This is a genomic window from Kluyvera sp. Awk 3 (assembly GCF_028069715.1).
Lineage (GTDB): Bacteria > Pseudomonadota > Gammaproteobacteria > Enterobacterales > Enterobacteriaceae > Kluyvera > Kluyvera georgiana_A.
In genome coordinates, this window is the sequence record NZ_JANEWH010000028.1 from 25,244 (window position 1) to 42,728 (window position 17,485).

18 protein-coding genes are annotated in these 17,485 nt (G+C 57.4%); 11 read left to right on the forward strand and 7 right to left on the reverse strand.

Annotated features, from left to right (window positions below; genetic code table 11):
* Position 1 precedes the first annotated feature (1 nt).
* Positions 2 to 1,273: a murein hydrolase activator EnvC gene (envC, locus tag NNN71_RS08420; RefSeq protein ID WP_163448422.1), complete on the reverse strand. Its 1,272-nt coding sequence runs from the start codon at positions 1,271 to 1,273 to the stop codon at positions 2 to 4.
* A gap of 9 nt (positions 1,274 to 1,282) precedes the next feature.
* Positions 1,283 to 2,830, reverse strand: coding sequence for a 2,3-bisphosphoglycerate-independent phosphoglycerate mutase (gene gpmM, locus NNN71_RS08425; protein WP_167574817.1), 1,548 nt, complete (start codon positions 2,828 to 2,830; stop codon positions 1,283 to 1,285).
* 248 nt (positions 2,831 to 3,078) lie between these two features.
* Between gpmM and NNN71_RS08430 the strand changes: the two genes are divergently transcribed.
* The 5 genes from NNN71_RS08430 to cysE all read left to right on the forward strand — a co-directional run bounded on the left by NNN71_RS08430 (position 3,079) and on the right by cysE (position 6,266).
* Positions 3,079 to 3,510: a rhodanese-like domain-containing protein gene (locus NNN71_RS08430; RefSeq protein WP_163448418.1), complete on the forward strand. Its 432-nt coding sequence runs from the start codon at positions 3,079 to 3,081 to the stop codon at positions 3,508 to 3,510.
* Positions 3,511 to 3,549: 39 nt separating this feature from the next.
* The gene (gene grxC / locus NNN71_RS08435) at positions 3,550 to 3,801 is read left to right on the forward strand and encodes a glutaredoxin 3 (RefSeq protein ID WP_163448417.1); all 252 of its coding nucleotides are present in this window, start codon (positions 3,550 to 3,552) and stop codon (positions 3,799 to 3,801) included.
* Positions 3,802 to 3,880: 79 nt separating this feature from the next.
* Positions 3,881 to 4,348, forward strand: a complete 468-nt coding sequence (secB, locus tag NNN71_RS08440; RefSeq protein WP_064541041.1) for a protein-export chaperone SecB — start codon at positions 3,881 to 3,883, stop codon at positions 4,346 to 4,348.
* Positions 4,348 to 5,367: an NAD(P)H-dependent glycerol-3-phosphate dehydrogenase gene (gpsA, locus tag NNN71_RS08445; RefSeq protein ID WP_163448415.1), complete on the forward strand. Its 1,020-nt coding sequence runs from the start codon at positions 4,348 to 4,350 to the stop codon at positions 5,365 to 5,367. The genes secB and gpsA overlap by 1 nt, the downstream gene beginning before the upstream one ends.
* A 77-nt stretch (positions 5,368 to 5,444) precedes the next feature.
* Positions 5,445 to 6,266 (forward strand): serine O-acetyltransferase, encoded by an 822-nt coding sequence (gene cysE / locus NNN71_RS08450; RefSeq protein ID WP_035894708.1) that lies wholly within the window; start codon positions 5,445 to 5,447, stop codon positions 6,264 to 6,266.
* 63 nt (positions 6,267 to 6,329) lie between these two features.
* Here the strand turns inward: cysE and trmL are convergent, their stop codons facing one another.
* From trmL to NNN71_RS08475, 5 genes are all read right to left on the reverse strand, one after another.
* Positions 6,330 to 6,803, reverse strand: coding sequence for a tRNA (uridine(34)/cytosine(34)/5-carboxymethylaminomethyluridine(34)-2'-O)-methyltransferase TrmL (gene trmL, locus NNN71_RS08455; RefSeq protein ID WP_064541047.1), 474 nt, complete (start codon positions 6,801 to 6,803; stop codon positions 6,330 to 6,332).
* 174 nt (positions 6,804 to 6,977) lie between these two features.
* Positions 6,978 to 8,162: an FMN-dependent L-lactate dehydrogenase LldD gene (lldD, locus tag NNN71_RS08460; RefSeq protein WP_167574819.1), complete on the reverse strand. Its 1,185-nt coding sequence runs from the start codon at positions 8,160 to 8,162 to the stop codon at positions 6,978 to 6,980.
* Entirely contained in the window at positions 8,159 to 8,935 is a 777-nt protein-coding gene (gene lldR / locus NNN71_RS08465) for a transcriptional regulator LldR (protein WP_271458304.1), read from the reverse strand. The genes lldD and lldR overlap by 4 nt, the downstream gene beginning before the upstream one ends.
* The gene (gene lldP / locus NNN71_RS08470; protein WP_163448408.1) at positions 8,932 to 10,587 is read right to left on the reverse strand and encodes an L-lactate permease; all 1,656 of its coding nucleotides are present in this window, start codon (positions 10,585 to 10,587) and stop codon (positions 8,932 to 8,934) included. Before lldP ends, lldR begins: the two co-directional genes overlap by 4 nt.
* 271 nt (positions 10,588 to 10,858) lie before the next feature.
* The gene (locus NNN71_RS08475) at positions 10,859 to 11,221 is read right to left on the reverse strand and encodes a YibL family ribosome-associated protein (protein ID WP_064541058.1); all 363 of its coding nucleotides are present in this window, start codon (positions 11,219 to 11,221) and stop codon (positions 10,859 to 10,861) included.
* A 273-nt stretch (positions 11,222 to 11,494) separates the two neighbouring features.
* Here NNN71_RS08475 and NNN71_RS08480 point away from each other — a divergent pair, with 273 nt between their 5' ends.
* The 6 genes from NNN71_RS08480 (at position 11,495) to selB (ending at position 17,449) form a co-directional block, all read left to right on the forward strand.
* On the forward strand, positions 11,495 to 11,704 hold the full coding sequence (locus NNN71_RS08480; protein WP_065357211.1) for a hypothetical protein: 210 nt from the start codon (positions 11,495 to 11,497) through the stop codon (positions 11,702 to 11,704).
* A gap of 217 nt (positions 11,705 to 11,921) precedes the next feature.
* Positions 11,922 to 12,290 (forward strand): DUF3302 domain-containing protein, encoded by a 369-nt coding sequence (locus NNN71_RS08485; RefSeq protein ID WP_271458310.1) that lies wholly within the window; start codon positions 11,922 to 11,924, stop codon positions 12,288 to 12,290.
* Between the two features lie 2 nt (positions 12,291 to 12,292).
* The gene (locus NNN71_RS08490; protein WP_271458305.1) at positions 12,293 to 13,429 is read left to right on the forward strand and encodes an HlyD family secretion protein; all 1,137 of its coding nucleotides are present in this window, start codon (positions 12,293 to 12,295) and stop codon (positions 13,427 to 13,429) included.
* A gap of 74 nt (positions 13,430 to 13,503) precedes the next feature.
* Positions 13,504 to 14,112 carry a glutathione S-transferase gene (locus NNN71_RS08495; RefSeq protein WP_271458306.1) on the forward strand — a complete coding sequence of 203 codons (609 nt, stop codon included), beginning with the start codon at positions 13,504 to 13,506 and terminating at the stop codon, positions 14,110 to 14,112.
* A gap of 98 nt (positions 14,113 to 14,210) precedes the next feature.
* On the forward strand, positions 14,211 to 15,602 hold the full coding sequence (gene selA / locus NNN71_RS08500; protein WP_271458307.1) for an L-seryl-tRNA(Sec) selenium transferase: 1,392 nt from the start codon (positions 14,211 to 14,213) through the stop codon (positions 15,600 to 15,602).
* On the forward strand, positions 15,599 to 17,449 hold the full coding sequence (selB, locus tag NNN71_RS08505) for a selenocysteine-specific translation elongation factor (protein WP_271458308.1): 1,851 nt from the start codon (positions 15,599 to 15,601) through the stop codon (positions 17,447 to 17,449). The genes selA and selB overlap by 4 nt, the downstream gene beginning before the upstream one ends.
* Positions 17,450 to 17,485 lie beyond the last annotated feature (36 nt).

Genomic DNA, 17,485 nt, shown 5'->3' on the forward strand with positions numbered 1-17,485 from the left:
CTTATCTTCCCAACCACGGCAGTGGATTGACCGCCTGACCCTGGCGGCGAATTTCGAAATAGAGCGACGGTCGACCCTGTCCGCCGCTGTTGCCCACCAGGGCGATCGGCTGCCCGGCGCGGACCTGTGTGCCGACGCTGACCAGCGCGCTCTGGTTATACCCGTAGAGGCTCATATCGCCTTTACCGTGCTCGACCACCACAACAAGGCCATAGCCCTGTAGCCAGTCGGCAAGGATGACGCGCCCATCGGCAATGGCTTTGACTTCGGTGCCTTCCGATGCGCTGATGACCATCCCCTTCCAACGTAGCTCACCTTGTAGCTGTTCGCCATAGCGATGCAGCGTCGTGCCGCGAACCGGCCAGTAAGCCTGACCGCGAGGGGCGCCCAGACCGCCGGTTCGTGCCATAAGTGAGCGTTCACTTTCGGAAGGTTTGTAGGTAGTGCCTTTGCGGGTGGCCTCTTGCTGACGGTTACGTACCGCCTCGGCCTCTTTGGCTTCGCGCTCGGCGCGGGCTTTTGCTGCCGCTTCGGCACGCGCAATGCTATTGCGCAGGCGGGATTCGTTCGCCCGTAGCTCGCCAAGCTGTTGCTGGCCCTGCTGAATGGAGGATTCCAGCCCGGAAATCGTTTTCTGGCGCTCGTTACGCGCCGCTTCCAGTTTGGCCTGCTGGGCCTTCTGCTCGTACAGCAGCGTTTGCTGTTCGCTCTGTTTCTCTTCCAGCTCGGTTTTTTGCGCCGCCACGTCTTCGCGGGTTTGTTTGAGCTCGGCGATGGTTTCCTGCCGCGCCTGGTTCAGGTAGCCGAAATAGGCCTGTAGACGCTGCCCACGCTGGCTCTCTTCACCGCTGAGAATCAGCTGAATACCGGTATGTTCGCCCTGACGGAACGCGGCATCAAGCTGTGCGGCGAGGTTGCGCTCCTGCATCGCGCGCTGTTTTTCCAGCTTCGCAATGTTGGCGTTCATCTCGGCGATTTGCGCATTGAGCTGCGCCAGCGAGTTTTGCGTTTCACGTAGCTGACGCGCGGCGGCGGCGATGGCCTGTTCCTGCGCTTTAAGCTGGGCGAGAAGGGTGGCGCGTTGTTGCTGTTGTTGGCGTACCGCGCGCTCTTTGGCGGCGATATCGGCCTGAATAGACTGGAGCTGTGAGCGGTCGTCCGCGTGGGCGGGCGTGGCGCACAGCAATACGCCAGCGCTGAGCACGCTGGCGTAAAACGTAGACCGAAGCGTCGCTTCGGCCCATTTAATGGAATAGATCGCCTTTCCCCTCATGGGGAAGGATTATTCCACGATGAACAGCGGCTTACCAGTCATCTGTTGCGGGATTTCCATCCCCATCAGCGCCAGCATGGTCGGCGCGATGTCGGAGAGCTTGCCGCCTTCCACCGCTTTGACGGTTTTGTCGCCAACATAAATCAGCGGAACCGGCAGGCTGGTGTGGGCAGTGTGCGCCTGGCCGGTAGCCGGATCACGCATCTGCTCGGCGTTGCCGTGGTCAGCGGTGACCAGCAGTTGGCCGCCCACTTTCTCGACCGCATGAGTGACTTCATCCAGGCAGTGATCCAGCGCTTCAACGGCCTTCACTGCGGCTTCCATGACGCCGGTATGGCCAACCATATCGCCGTTCGGGTAGTTACAGATGATGGTGTCGTACTTGCCGCTTTCGATGGCCGCAACCAGCTTCTCGGTCAGCTCGGCAGAGCTCATTTCCGGCTGCAGGTCGTAGGTGGCCACTTTCGGGGAGTTGATCAGGATGCGATCTTCCCCTTTGAACGGCTCTTCAACGCCGCCGTTGAAGAAGAAAGTCACGTGCGCGTATTTCTCGGTTTCGGAGATGCGCAGCTGGGTTTTGTCATGCTTCGCCATCCACTCGCCAAAGGTATTTTCCAGAGACGCTGGTGGGTAGGCGCACGGTGCTTTGATGTCTGCCGCATATTCAGTCAGCATGATGAAATCACCCAGCTTCACTTCTTTGTGGCGCTTGAAGCCGTCGAAGTCAGCGTTAACGAAAGCGCGGGTGATTTCACGCGCGCGGTCAGCACGGAAGTTCATGAAGACCAGCGCATCGCCATCTTCCATTGCGGCATCGGCCTGGCCGGCTGCACGGATGACGGTTGCTTTCACGAATTCGTCGTTTTCGTCGCGAGCGTAAGCGGCTTCCAGCGCGGCAACCGCGGTGTCAGCCTGGAATTCGCCCTTGGCTTCAACCAGCAGGTTGTAAGCTTGTTCAACGCGATCCCAACGGTTGTCACGGTCCATCGCGTAGTAACGACCGATGATGGAGGCGACGCGGCCTTTGCCCAGTGCGGCAAATTTCTCTTCAAACTTCTGCAGGGAGCCGTTAGCGCTGCGTGGCGGGGTATCACGACCGTCGAGGAAGGCGTGCAGGTAGATTTTTTCTGCGCCACGTTCAGCGGCCAGCTCTACCATCGCCATAATGTGGTCTTCATGGCTGTGTACGCCACCGGCGGACAGCAGGCCCATGATGTGTACCGCTTTACCGGCGGCAACCGCTTTGTCTACCGCGCCGCACAGCACCGGGTTAGCGAAGAACTGGCGATCTTTGATTTCAACGTCAAGACGGGTCAGATCCTGATACACGATACGGCCTGCGCCCAGGTTCACGTGACCGACTTCAGAGTTACCCATCTGACCGTCTGGCAGACCCACTTCCAGGCCGGAAGCGTGGATCAGGGTATGCGGACGTTTGGCCCACAGCGCGTCCATTACTGGCGTTTTTGCGCTGTAAATAGCGTTATCCTGATGCTCTTCGCGGTAGCCGTAGCCATCCAGAATCACCAGTACCATAGGTTTTTTAGAAACCGACATTGCGACAACCTCATGCTCTAAAGACAGAAAATTTGCGTAATTTTACTACAGCTGAATCGATAAAATAACAATGAGAGATCAAAGAAAGCGGGGAGATGCACGAGGAAAAACGCACATTTTCCTCCTTTTTTCCGTAGCACTCCGCAGAAAACGCATTACATCGCGCGCGCTGGCTGTATTTGCGCCACGCCGCAGGTATACTCCTTCCCTGGTTTTTAAACATTACACGTCGGGAGCTGTTACCCCCCATGCAAGAAATTATGCAATTTGTAGGTCGTCACCCTGTCCTGAGCATCGCGTGGATCGCGCTGCTGGCGGCCGTGCTGTTCACCACTTTTAAAGGGCTGATGTCTAAAGTTAAGGTCATCAACCGCGGCGAAGCGACGCGCCTGATCAACAAAGAAGACGCGATTGTCGTTGACCTGCGCCAGCGTGATGATTTCCGTAAAGGCCACATTGCCGGTTCCCTGAACCTGCTGCCGAACGAAATCAAAGCCAACAACGTCGGCGAGCTGGAAAAACACAAAGACAAACCGGTGATCGTGACCGACGGCACGGGTATGCAGGCAACTGAGTCCGCTACCGCACTGCTGAAAGCCGGTTTTGAAAAAGTATTCGTACTGAAAGAAGGTATTGCTGGCTGGAGCGGTGAAAACCTGCCTCTGGTTCGCGGCAAATAATTCCCTGCTCGTTCATCGGGTGAAGTCAGGAGAGCTGTCATGGCGAAGATTGAAATCTATACCAAAGCAACATGCCCTTATTGCCACCGTGCAAAAGCGCTGCTGTCTGAAAAAGGCGTCACCTTTGAGGAACTGCCTATCGACGGTAACGCTGAAAAGCGCGAAGAGATGATTCAGCGCAGCGGCCGCACGACGGTTCCGCAGATTTTTATTGATGCACAGCACATTGGCGGCTGCGACGACTTGTATGCGCTTGATGCGCGTGGTGGACTTGATCCCCTGCTGCGCTAATGCTTCGCGTTCGCGCCTGCAGAAGCAGGCGTGAGGCGTACCGCTTTTTTTAAGGACAACACGAAAGGGTTTTTTACACATGTCAGAACAAAACAACGCAGAAATGGCTTTCCAGATTCAGCGCATCTACACCAAAGACGTTTCCTTTGAAGCGCCGAATGCACCGCATGTTTTCCAGAAAGATTGGCAACCAGAGGTTAAACTTGATCTGGATACCGCTTCCAACCAGCTGGCTGAAGGCGTGTATGAAGTGGTGCTGCGTGTCACCGTAACGGCGACGCTGGGCGAAGAAACCGCATTCCTGTGTGAAACTCAGCAGGCGGGTATCTTCTCCATCGAAGGTATCGAAGGGACACAAATGGCTCATTGCCTGGGTGCATACTGCCCGAACATCCTGTTCCCGTATGCGCGTGAATGCATCACCAGCCTGGTTTCCCGTGGGACTTTCCCACAGCTGAACCTTGCGCCGGTTAACTTTGATGCGCTGTTCATGAACTATCTGCAGCAGCAGGCTGGCGAAGGTGCAGAACAACATCAGGATGCCTGATGAACGCACTTAATGCTTCAATGACTGTGATCGGTGCCGGCTCTTACGGCACCGCTCTTGCCATCACCGTGGCAAGAAACGGCCACCAGGTCGTACTCTGGGGCCACGATCCCAAACATGTCGCGACGCTACAGCACGATCGCTGCAACGCGGCATTTCTTCCCGACGTTCCGTTTCCCGAGACGCTCCACCTGGAAAGCGACTTAGCGACCGCGCTGGCCGCCAGCCGCGATATTCTGGTGGTGGTGCCAAGCCACGTATTCGGCGACGTACTGCGTCAGATGAAACCGCTGCTGCGTCCTGATGCGCGCCTTTTATGGGCGACGAAAGGCCTGGAAGCGGAAACCGGTCGTCTGTTGCAGGATGTGGCGCGTGAAGCGCTGGGTGACGAGATCCCGCTGGCGGTGATTTCTGGCCCAACCTTTGCCAAAGAGCTGGCGGCGGGTTTGCCGACGGCGATTTCGCTGGCGGCGACGGACCCGGTCTTTGCCGACGATTTGCAGCAGTTGTTGCACTGCGGCAAAAGCTTCCGCGTCTACAGCAACCCGGACTTCATCGGCGTCCAGCTGGGCGGTGCGGTGAAAAACGTGATTGCGATTGGCGCGGGCATCTCCGACGGCATTGGCTTTGGCGCCAACGCGCGTACGGCGCTGATCACCCGTGGCCTGACCGAAATGTCGCGTCTGGGCGTGGCGCTGGGCGCAGACCCGGTAACCTTTATGGGCATGGCGGGGCTCGGCGATTTAGTGCTGACCTGTACCGACAACCAGTCGCGAAACCGTCGTTTCGGCATGGCGCTGGGCAAAGGGGCGCAGGTTCAGGAAGCACAGGACAGTATTGGCCAGGTGGTCGAAGGTTACCGTAATACCAAAGAAGTCCGCGAGTTGGCGCACCGTGTAGGTGTCGAAATGCCAATAACCGAGGAAATTTATCAGGTATTATATTGCGGAAAAAACGCGCGCGAGGCAGCATTGACTTTATTAGGTCGTGCACGCAAGGATGAGCATAGCGGCAATTAATCGCAGGAAACCTTTGTCATCCCGACGATCCGGCAAGCGCAGACTTGCCGATCGTTCCAATATGTCTGGAGTAAGCAATGTCGTGTGAAGAACTGGAAATTGTCTGGAACAATATTAAAGCGGAAGCCAGGGCTCTGGCGGACTGTGAGCCTATGCTCGCCAGTTTTTATCATGCGACCTTACTCAAACACGAAAACCTCGGCAGTGCCTTAAGCTACATGCTTGCCAACAAGCTGGCCTCTCCGATTATGCCTGCTATCGCGATTCGCGAAGTGGTAGAAGAGGCCTACGCCGCCGACCCGGAGATGATCGCCTCCGCCGCCTGCGATATTCAGGCCGTGCGCACGCGTGACCCGGCGGTCGACAAATATTCTACCCCGCTGCTGTATCTGAAGGGTTTCCACGCTCTGCAGGCTTATCGCATTGGTCACTGGCTGTGGGGCCAGGGGCGTCGCGCATTGGCGATTTTCCTGCAAAATCAGGTCTCCGTATCTTTCCAGGTGGATATTCACCCGGCGGCCAAAATTGGCCGCGGCATCATGCTCGACCACGCGACCGGCATAGTGGTTGGGGAAACGGCGGTGATTGAAAACGACGTCTCGATCCTCCAGTCCGTCACCCTTGGCGGTACCGGTAAAACCAGCGGCGACCGTCACCCGAAAATCCGCGAAGGCGTGATGATTGGTGCCGGGGCGAAGATCCTCGGCAATATTGAAGTGGGTCGCGGCGCGAAGATTGGCGCTGGCTCGGTGGTTCTCCAGCCGGTTCCACCACACACCACCGCCGCAGGCGTCCCGGCGCGTATCGTCGGCAAGCCGGAGTCGGATAAACCGGCGATGGATATGGACCAGCACTTCAACGGCATTAATCACGGGTTTGAGTACGGCGACGGGATTTAAGGCCTTGCCCGGTGGCGCAGCGCTTACCGGGCCTACCAAACCGTAGCCGTCATCCGGCCAATATCAGCTACGCAATACGGCGCCCGGATACCCCAGCTGGCGCCATGCCTCATACACCACCACCGACACCGCGTTTGACAGGTTCATGCTGCGGCTGTCCGGCATCATTGGAATCCGAATTTTTTGCTCAGGCGGCAGCGCGTCCAGAATGGTCGCGGGCAGCCCACGGGTTTCCGGGCCAAACATCAGATAGTCGCCGTCCTGATAGCTCACCGCGCTGTGGGCGGGCGTACCTTTGGTGGTCAGGGCAAACAGGCGCTGCGGGTTTTCGCTCTCAACAAAGGCGGCGTAATTGGCATGGCGCGTGACGGCGGTGAACTCGTGGTAGTCCAGCCCGGCGCGGCGCAGGCGTTTATCGTCCCAGGCAAAGCCCATCGGTTCGATGATATGCAGACGGAAGCCGGTGTTGGCGCACAGACGGATGATGTTCCCGGTATTGGGCGGGATTTCAGGTTCGAATAAAACGATGTTAAGCATACTGCCCCCTTGGATTGCGGGGCAGGATAGCAGAATTTGCGGAAACCCTCACCCCGGCCCTCTCCCTGAAAGGGAGAGGGAGCAGAGCGGATCTGCGGGTGAGCAAACGAAACTGAACAGTCCCCTCGCCCCTCTGGGGAGAAGGCCAGGGTGAGGGGAACAAACGGCACAAAACTACGCCGCATTTCCCTGCTTAATGGCATTAAACACCTGCGCCACTTCTGCACTTTGCACCAGCGAATCGCGGCTAATCTCTTTAATCGATTTCGCCCCGGTCAGCGTCATCGCTACTTTCATCTCTTTCTCAACCAGATTCAGCAGGTTAGCCACACCCGCCTGCCCGTGTGTTGCCAGCGCGTAGAGGTACGCGCGACCCAACAGCACGCTGTCCGCGCCCAGTGCAATCATGCGCACCACGTCGAGACCGTTACGGATGCCGCTATCAGCCAGAATCGTGATATCCCCTTTTACCGCATCGGCAATCGCCGGCAGCGCGCGGGCGGAGGAGAGTACACCGTCGAGTTGGCGGCCGCCGTGGTTAGAAACCACGATACCATCCGCGCCGAAGCGCACCGCGTCGCGGGCATCTTCCGGGTCGAGGATCCCTTTGATCACCATCGGGCCGTCCCAGAATTCGCGGATCCACTCGAGGTCTTTCCACGAGATAGACGGATCGAAGTTATTCGCCAGCCAGCCGATGTAATCTTCCAGCCCGGTGGGTTTGCCGAGATAGGTCGAGATATTGCCCAGGTCGTGCGGACGCCCGTTGAGGCCAACGTCCCAGGACCATTGCGGATGAGTCACCGCCTGCCAGTAGCGGCGCAGGGCGGCGTTGGGGCCGCTCATGCCGGAGTGGGCATCGCGGTAGCGCGCGCCTGGGGTTGGCATATCGACGGTAAAGACCAGCGTTGAACAGCCTGCCGCTTTGGCGCGCTCCAGCGCGTTGCGCATAAAGCCGCGATCGCGCAGCACGTACAGCTGGAACCACATCGGGCGCTTGATGGTCGGGGCGACCTCTTCAATCGGGCAGACCGAGACGGTGGAGAGGGTAAACGGGATGCCTTTGGCATCTGCGGCGGCGGCGGCCTGCACTTCGCCGCGACGGGCGTACATGCCGCATAGACCAACCGGCGCCAGCGCGACCGGCATAGAAAGCTGCTCTTTAAACAGCGTGGTTTCCAGGCTCAGGTCGGACATATTTTTCAGCACACGCTGGCGCAGCGCGACGTCGGAGAGATCTTCCACATTGCGGCGCAGGGTGTGTTCCGCATACGCGCCACCGTCAATATAGTGGAACAGGAACGGCGGCAGAATGCGCTGGGCGGCAGCGCGATAGTCACTCGCAGCGGAAATAATCATGCTTTTTTCTCCCTGGAAATATCAGTGTGGTCGTCGGGCAGTCGGGTGATCCGCGCCTGGCGAGCCAGGTCTTCATCAAAACGTTTAATGGTGGTGTGGACGAAACCGAGGTGCGCCATCATCGCCTGACGCGCGCCTTCGGCATCACCGGCGGTAATGGCATTGAGAATGGCCAGATGCTGCTCGGTCAGCTTCGCAAACACCGGCGGCACCAGATACATACGTTCGCGGCTTTGGATCACCGACGATTGCAACAGGTCAAAAAAACCGCGCATGGTTTGCAGCAACACCACGTTGTGGGATGCCTCGGCAATGGCGAGATGGAAGCGAACGTCGGCCTGAGAGGCGAGGTCCGGGTCGTCGCTCTGGGTGGCTTCAAAGCAAAGGCGGATTTTTTCTTTATCGGCATCGGTCGCGCGCATCGCGGCATACCAGGCGGTGCTGGCTTCAATGGCGTGGCGCGCTTCGAGGATATCAAAGCTGTAGTCCGGATCGTCGGCCAGCAGCGTTTTCAGCGGCTGCACAATATTTTGCTCAGACCAGCCTTCATGCTGCCAGCGCACGAAGGTGCCGCCGCCGCGACGGCTGAGCAGCAATCCTTCGCTCACCAGCTTCGCCAGCGCTTCGCGCAGCGAGTTGCGCGAGACGCCAAGCTGGACTGCCAGCTTTCTTTCGGCGGGCAAACGCATGCCCGCCTCCAGCTGTTGTTCTTCAATCAGTGCCCGCACGCGGCAGGCGACATCGTCTGACAGACGTTTGGGCAGTGTTATCACGGAATCATCCAGGTTAAGACGTAAGCCTGCAGCGTGGTGATTACGCCCACCATGCAGGTGAAAATCAGGCTGTGTTTCACGGTAAAGCGGAACAGGTCGGACTCTTTACCTACCAGGCCAACCGCCGCGCAGGCAATGGCGATGGACTGCGGCGAAATCATCTTGCCGGTGACGCCGCCGGTGGTGTTAGCCGCAACCAGCAGGACGTCCGACACGCCAATCTGCTGTGCAGCGGTAGCCTGAAGCGCGGCGAACAGCGCGTTGGAAGAGGTGTCCGAACCGGTCAGGAATACGCCAAGCCAACCAAGGAACGGCGAGAAGAAGGTAAAGGCGTGGCCGGTATGCGCCAGCGCCAGTGCCAGCGTTGATGACAGACCTGAATAGTTCGAGATAAAGGCGAACGCCAGCACCATGCCGATAGAGTAAATCGGTAACGCCAGTTCTTTCAGCGTGGAGCCGAAGGTATTGATGGCATCTTTCGGTTTCATGCGCAGCCAGACGATAGAGAGCAGGGCGGCAAACAGAATCGCGGTGCCGGTTGCCGACAACCAGTCGAACTTATAGACCGCCGCGTAGGCCGTGGCCTGACTCACTACCGGCGGCATACGGGCAACCAGCTTGTCGAGATACGGAACCGAAACGTTAATCACCAGATCGTACAGCGCGCCGCCTGGAGCGAACAGCGCCTTAAACGGCGGGATACTCCACAGCGTCACAGTGGCGGTCAGGAACAGGAACGGCGACCACGCGCGAACGATCTGCCCGGCGGTGTAGCCGGTGCGCGCCAGGTTCATATCGACCTGGGAGGCGCCCATATCGGCAAAGCGGAAAATACGTACCGGCTGCCAGCGCTTGAGGAACAGCGTCAGACACACCAGAGAAACCAGCGAAGAGATGATGTCCGGCAGTTCCGGCCCCAGGAAGTTAGAGCTGAGGTACTGGGCGATAGCAAACGAACCACCTGCTACCATCACCGCGGGCCAGGTCTCCTTGATACCGCGCCAGCCGTCCATAATCGCCATGATCCAGAACAGCACGATGATGGTCAGGAAGGGCAGCTGACGGCCTACCATCTGGCCGATTTCAAAGCTGTCCAGCCCGGTCACCTGTCCGGCGACCAGAATCGGAATCCCCATCGCGCCAAACGCCACCGGTGCGGTATTGACGATCAGACACAGACCCGCTGCATACAGAGGGTTAAAGCCCAGACCAACCAGCAGCGCGGCGGTAATCGCCACCGGCGCGCCGAAACCCGCCGCCCCTTCGAGGAAGGCGCCGAAGGAGAAGCCGACGATCAGCATCTGCAAACGTTGGTCCGGCGTAATGGAAAGAATCGACGAACGAATAATGTCGAATTGCCCGGTCTTCACCGAAATTTTGTAGACAAAAACGGCGGCGATAATAATCCAGGCGATGGGCCACAGACCGTAGAAGAAGCCGTACACCACCGACGCCAGCGCGCGGTCGACCGGCATTTTGTAGAACAGCAACGCGACGGCAAGGGCGATGAATACCGTCCAACTGGCTGCGACGTAGCCCTTCAACTTGAGCTTAATCAGCGCGAAGAAGAAGAACAGGATAGGGAGTGAGGCAATCAGGCTTGAAAGCCAGATATTCCCGGCCGGATCGTAGTTTTGTTGCCAGAGGCTCATGCAGGTCTCCAGGGGGCCACACGTACCGGTCGGCGGTGAGTCTGTGCTCATCTCTGCGTCACAGTTTGTGTAAAATTGGCCCTGCCAATAGGGTGGTGTAGGGATAATGACAATGAATGGTTAATCAAATGTTGCTATGTAGCAATGTGTTTGTGACGCTAAATAGTGGAATTGTGAATTACCAGAGATTTGGTTGTGAAATTGGTTGGGCCAATTTGGGAGGGAGAGAATAAAAAACCTTCCCCCGGGCGGGAGAAGGTTCAAGGAGGAATCAGAACTCGCTCTTCGCGAACCCGGTCATCACCTGCAGGCCCATTTCACGGCCAAGCGCTGTCATCGGGTGAACCACCACCAGGCCACGGACGCTTTTCTTCAGCTTGCCCATGTCGGCCTGTTCTTTTTTGGTGATTGGACGGCTGAAGCCCATTTTGGCCAGTTTCTGGGCCTCTTTGCTCAGCTTCTGCGTATGCACTTCACGCAGGCGAGCAATTTCGGTTTCGAGCTTGGTTTTTTCTTCTTCCAGCTCGGCATATTTTTCTGCGCTCTCAACCAGAGACAGACCTGCCTGCTGGTGGCGGATGGCGTCGAGCAGATCGCTCAGACGTTTGATTTCATTTTTCTCGATTTCTTTCATCTTGCTGATATCTGATAACAAAATAGACGTAATAGCGCTTAGTATGCGCGTTGCTGCTCATTTCTGGTAGTTAATTATACAAAATAAGGTAGTTTCTTCGGGCGATTATAAGCAGATAATTAATGTAACTTTATGAATAGTATTGTTATTTCATAAAATAGTTAAGTTGATCGCTTTTTTGGAAATGAGTGGCAAAGAACCGCACATTTTCCTCAACCCTTCGCGCCAGGATTATCCATGCTTAGGGAAAGGTCTTAAAGAGGGAGTGCGACGATGAGCAAAATGGGAGAGAACGTACCGCAAATCATTGATAAGGCGGTAGACTTTATGGCCTCCAGCCAGGCGTTTATGGAGTATCTGCAAAAACGACCCTATTCAGACCGGGTTCCCGCCGATATTCCCGAGGACAAAGCCGAGATGTTCCTGGTGCGATTAGCCCATTATCGTAACCTTTATCGCCCTGTGGAAACGCCAAAAAAGTAGCATAAAAATCGGCGTACTGACGCCGATTTAACGACTTCTCCTGCTGGTGACACATTGTGTACAACCAGCGTTTTTTGCTGTCCGTCTCTTCTGGTAAAAATTCCCCGCCGCGGAATGGCGAAAACGGTCATTGCGCATTATTTTCATATTATCAGCCATCAGCATCTCGGCTGCCTGCAATTTAAAAAAACCAAATAAGCGTGAATCTGGGGCAGATATGTTTCTAAACTATTTTGCGTTGGGCGTGCTGATCTTCGTTTTCCTGGTCCTGTTTTACGGGATCATCATGATTCATGATATTCCTTATACCATTGCGAAAAAGCGTAATCATCCCCACGCCGATGCTATTCATACTGCCGGCTGGGTCAGTCTGTTTACGCTGCATGTTATCTGGCCGTTTTTATGGATCTGGGCCACCCTCTACCAGCCTGAACGCGGCTGGGGCATGCAGTCACATATAAAACCTTCAGAACCCGTACCAGCAGCGGATGACGCACTTGCACAGCTTTCCCGCCGCGTGGCTGAGCTGGAGCAAAAGTTGGCGGAAATATCCCCCTCAACCGACGCGACAAAGCCGGAGCAATAATTATGGATCTGCTGATCGTATTAACTTATGTGGCGCTTGCGTGGGCGGTATTTAAAATATTCCGTATTCCTGTTAACCAATGGACGTTAGCCACCGCCGCGCTGGGCGGTATATTTTTGGTTAGCGGGCTTATTTTATTAATGAACTATAACCACCCGTATACCTATACCGCGCAAAAAGCGGTGATCTCTATTCCGATTACGCCACAGGTCACCGGCATAGTCAGTGAGGTGACGGATAAAAATAACCAGCTGATTAAAAAAGGTGAGGTGCTGTTTAAGATTGACCCGACGCGTTATCAGGCGCGAGTCGACCGATTACAGGCCGACCTGGTGACTGCCACACATAGCGTCCAGACGCTGAAAGCTCAGCTGTCCGAAGCGCAGGCGAACACCACCCGCGTTTCCGCCGAGCGCGATCGCTTGTACAAAGATTATCAGCGCTATCTGAAAGGCAGCCAGGCGCGGGTAAACCCGTTCTCAGAGAGCGATATCGATAACGCCAGACAGAACTACCTCGCGCAGGACGCGATGGTCAAAGGGTCGATTGCCGAACAGTCGCAGATTCAAAGTCAGTTAGACAGCATGGTTAACGGCGAACAGTCGCAAATTGTCAGCCTGCGCGCACAGCTGTCGGAAGCCAAATATAACCTCGATCAGACCATCGTCCGCGCGCCAAGCGACGGATACGCCACGCAGGTGCTCATTCGCCCTGGCACGTACGCTGCCGCGCTGCCGCTGCGTCCGGTCATGGTGTTTATCCCGGAACAGAAACGGCAGATTGTTGCTCAATTCCGCCAGAACTCGCTGCTGCGCCTGGAGGCGGGCGATGATGCGGAAGTGGTGTTTAATGCGCTGCCGGGGCAGGTGTTCCATGGCAAGCTGGCGAGCATTTTACCTGTAGTGCCCGGCGGCTCATATCAGGCGCAGGGCGCGCTACAGTCGCTGAGTGTAGTACCGGGAACCGACGGCGTGATGGCGTTGATTGACCTCGATCCGAACGCCGATGTGGATTCCCTGCCCGACGGTATTTATGCCCAGGTGGCGGTCTATTCCGACCATTTCGCTCACGTGTCGGTGATGCGTAAAGTGCTGCTGCGGATGACCAGCTGGATGCATTATCTCTATCTGGATCACTAGGATGACAAAATCCAGAAGGCGAATGCCGCTGCCTGAGCCATACTGATAGTTTTGTTGGCGTAAAGGAGATGAGAATGAAACTGGTCGGCAGCTACACAAGCCCGTTTGTACGCAAAATATCGATCCTCTTACTGGAAAAGGGGATCGCCTTCGACTTTATCAACGAGCAGCCTTATAGCGCCGACACCGGCGTAGCGCAGTACACGCCGCTGGGGAAAGTACCGGCGCTGGTCACCGATGATGGCGAATGCTGGTACGACTCGCCGATTATCGCGCAGTACATTGAACTGCTGGGCGTTGCGCCGCAGATGGTGCCGTCCGACCCGCAGCAGGCGTTGAGAATCCGTCAGCTGGAAGCGCTGGCCGACGGCATTATGGACGCCGGGCTGGCTTCGGTGCGTGAACAGGCGCGTCCGGCGGCCCAGCAGTCGGAAGAGGAAGTGCTGCGTCAGCGTGAAAAAATCAGCCGCAGCCTCGACGCGCTGGAAGGCTACCTCAACGACGGTACGCTGAAGACTGATGAACTCAACCTGGCGACTATCGCCATCGCCTGCGCTATCGGCTACCTGAACTTCCGCCGCATTGCGCCGGGCTGGTGCGTTGAGCGTCCGCAACTGGTGAAACTGGCCGAAACGTTGTTCCTGCGCGAAAGTTTTGCCCGTACCGAACCGCCAAAGGCTTGATTGAACGCTATAACGCTGGGGCGCAGTCCATTGTACAATCCCTCCTTATGACTCCCTCTCCCGTCGGGAGGGGTAACATTTAACCGTCAGGCCTATTCATGACTACCGATACCCGTTCGCTCTACAGCCAGCTACCCGCAACCGACCGCCTGCTTCGCGATCCTGCTTTTGCCCGTTTACTTGATGCCCATGGCCACTCGCAGGTGGTGGAACAGCTCCGCCAGATGCAGGATGAGGCGCGGCTGAATATTCGTGATCGGCAGGCGCTACCTGCCTGGAGTGAAGACTGGGCACAAGAGACGGCGCGACGCCTGAGCTATGATGCGCAGAGCGCGCTGCGCCCGGTGATTAACCTGACGGGTACCGTGCTGCATACCAACCTCGGACGCGCGCAGCAGGCGCAGTCGGCGATTGATGCGGTGAGCCAGGCGATGCGCGACCCGGTGACGCTGGAATACGATCTGGATGGTGCCGGGCGAGGTCATCGTGACCGGGCGCTGGCCGACCTGCTGTGTCGCTTAACCGGCGCGGAAGACGCCTGTATCGTGAATAACAATGCTGCGGCGGTGCTGCTGATGCTGGCGGCGACGGCGGCGGGCAAAGAAGTGGTGGTATCGCGGGGCGAGCTGGTGGAGATTGGCGGCGCCTTCCGCATTCCCGACGTGATGCGACAGGCGGGCTGCGTGCTGTATGAAGTCGGCACCACCAACCGTACGCATGCCAAAGACTATCGTCAGGCAGTGAACGATAACACCGCGCTGCTGATGAAGGTGCACACCAGCAATTACAGTATTGAAGGGTTTACTAAATCGGTAGAGGAAGCCGAGCTGGCGGAAATTGGCCGCGAGCTGGGTGTACCGGTGGTGGCTGATCTCGGCAGCGGTTCGTTGGTGGATCTCAGCCGCTACGGCCTGCCGAAAGAGCCGATGCCGCAGGAGATGATCGCCGCGGGCGTTAGCCTGGTGAGCTTCTCCGGCGATAAGCTGCTGGGCGGCCCGCAGGCCGGGATCATTGTCGGTACGAAAGCGCTAATCGCTCAGCTGCAGCAGCATCCGCTGAAGCGCGCACTGCGCGCCGATAAAATGACGCTGGCGGCGCTGGAAGCAACGCTGCGCCTGTATCTGCACCCGGAAAAACTGGCGGCAGAGCTGCCCACGCTGCGCCTGCTGAGCCGCAGCGCGCAAGACATTAACCAGCAGGCTCTGCGTCTGCGCGAACCGCTGGCCGCGCGCTACGGCGACAAGTTTGCTGTTCAGGTCATGCCATGCGCATCGCAAATCGGCAGCGGATCGCTGCCTTCGGAAAGCCTGCCCAGCGCGGCCATTGCGCTCACGCCGCTCGATGGTCGCGGCAGCCGACTTGATGCGCTGGCTAACCGCTGGCGCAGCCTGCCCATACCGGTCATTGGCCGAATTTATGATGGGCGTTTGTGGCTCGATCTGCGCTGCCTTGAAGATGAATCCCGTTTCCTGGAGATGTTGCTGAAATGATTATTGCCACCGCCGGTCACGTTGACCACGGCAAAACCACGCTGCTACAGGCGATTACCGGCATCAATGCCGACCGCTTGCCGGAAGAGAAATCCCGCGGCATGACTATCGATCTTGGCTACGCCTACTGGCCGCAGCCGGATGGCCGCGTACTGGGCTTTATCGATGTGCCGGGGCATGAAAAATTCCTCTCCAATATGCTGGCGGGCGTCGGTGGCATCGACCATGCGCTGTTGGTGGTGGCGTGCGATGATGGCGTGATGGCGCAGACCCGCGAGCATCTGGCGATTCTTCAGTTAACGGGTAACCCAACGCTGACGGTGGCATTAACCAAAACCGATCGCGTCGATGGGGCGCGAATCGACGACGTTCGCCGCGAAATCACGCAGGTTCTGCGTGAGTACGGTTTTGAACAGGCCACATTATTCGAAACGGCGGCGACGGCGAATATCGGCATTGAAGCGCTGCGCGACCATTTACGTCTGCTTGCCGCTCGCGAGCACCCGGAGCATCAGCGCTTTCGTCTGGCTATCGACCGCGCTTTTACCGTCAAGGGCGCGGGCCTGGTGGTGACCGGGACGGCGCTGTCGGGCGACGTGCGGGTGGGCGATACCCTGTGGTTGACGGGGATGGGCACACCCATGCGCGTGCGTGGGTTGCATGCGCAGAATCAGTCGGTTGAGCATGCGCACGGCGGGCAGCGTATTGCGTTAAATATCGTTGGCGCAGCGGAAAAGGGCGATATCAGCCGCGGCGACTGGCTGCTGACGGAAGCGCCACCGGAGGCCGTTGAACGAGTTATTGTTGAGCTGCATAGCCATATTCCGCTCACCCAGTGGCAGCCGTTGCATATACACCATGCTGCCAGCCATATCACTGGCCGCGTATCGTTGCTGGAAAATAATCTTGCGGAACTGCTGCTCGACACGCCGCTGTGGCTGGCGGATAACGATCGGCTGGTGCTGCGCGATATCTCGGCGAAAATCACTCTGGCCGGCGCGCGCGTGGTGACGCTGAACTCGCCGCGTCGCGGTAAGCGTAAGCCGGAGTATCTGGCGTGGATTGCCGCGCTGGCGCTGGCGAAAACGGATGCTCAGGCGTTGGCGGTACACCTCTCCCGCGATGCGGTGAAGCTACGAGACTTTGCTTGGGCGCGTCAACTGAGCACGCAGGGGCTGGAGCCGCTGATTGCCCAACCGGGCTTTATCCTCGCTGGCGACTGCCTGCTGGATGCGCCGCTGGCGGCCCGTTGGCAGCGTAAGCTGCTCGACGCGCTGGCGCTTTATCACGAGCAACATAAAGATGAGCCTGGACCGGGGCGTGAACGCCTGCGTCGTATTGCGCTGCCAATGGAAGATGAAGCGCTGGTGCTCACCTTAATTGAGCAAATGCGTGAAAGCGGCGTTATCGCCAGCCATCACGGCTGGCTGCATCTGCCAGAGCACAAAGCCGGGTTCACCGACGAACAGCAGGCCATCTGGCAGAAGGTCGCGCCGTTGTTTGGCGATGAACCGTGGTGGGTGCGCGATCTGGCGACGCAAACCGGGACGGATGAGAACATGATGCGCGGCGTTTTACGGCTGGCGGCGCAGCAGGGGATGATCACCGCGATTGTGAAGGACCGCTATTATCGCAATGACCGCATCGTGGCGTTTGCCAGCATGATCCGCGAACTCGATCTGGAAAAAGGTTCCACCTGTGCGGCCGATTTCCGCGATAAATTGAACGTTGGCCGCAAGCTGGCGATTCAAATTCTGGAGTATTTCAATCGCATAGGCTTCACGCGTCGTCGCGGCAATGACCACTTATTGCGCGATGCGTTGCTGTTTCCTGACAACAAAAATTAACAATTGATTTAGAAAACTTATTAAATTCAACATTTG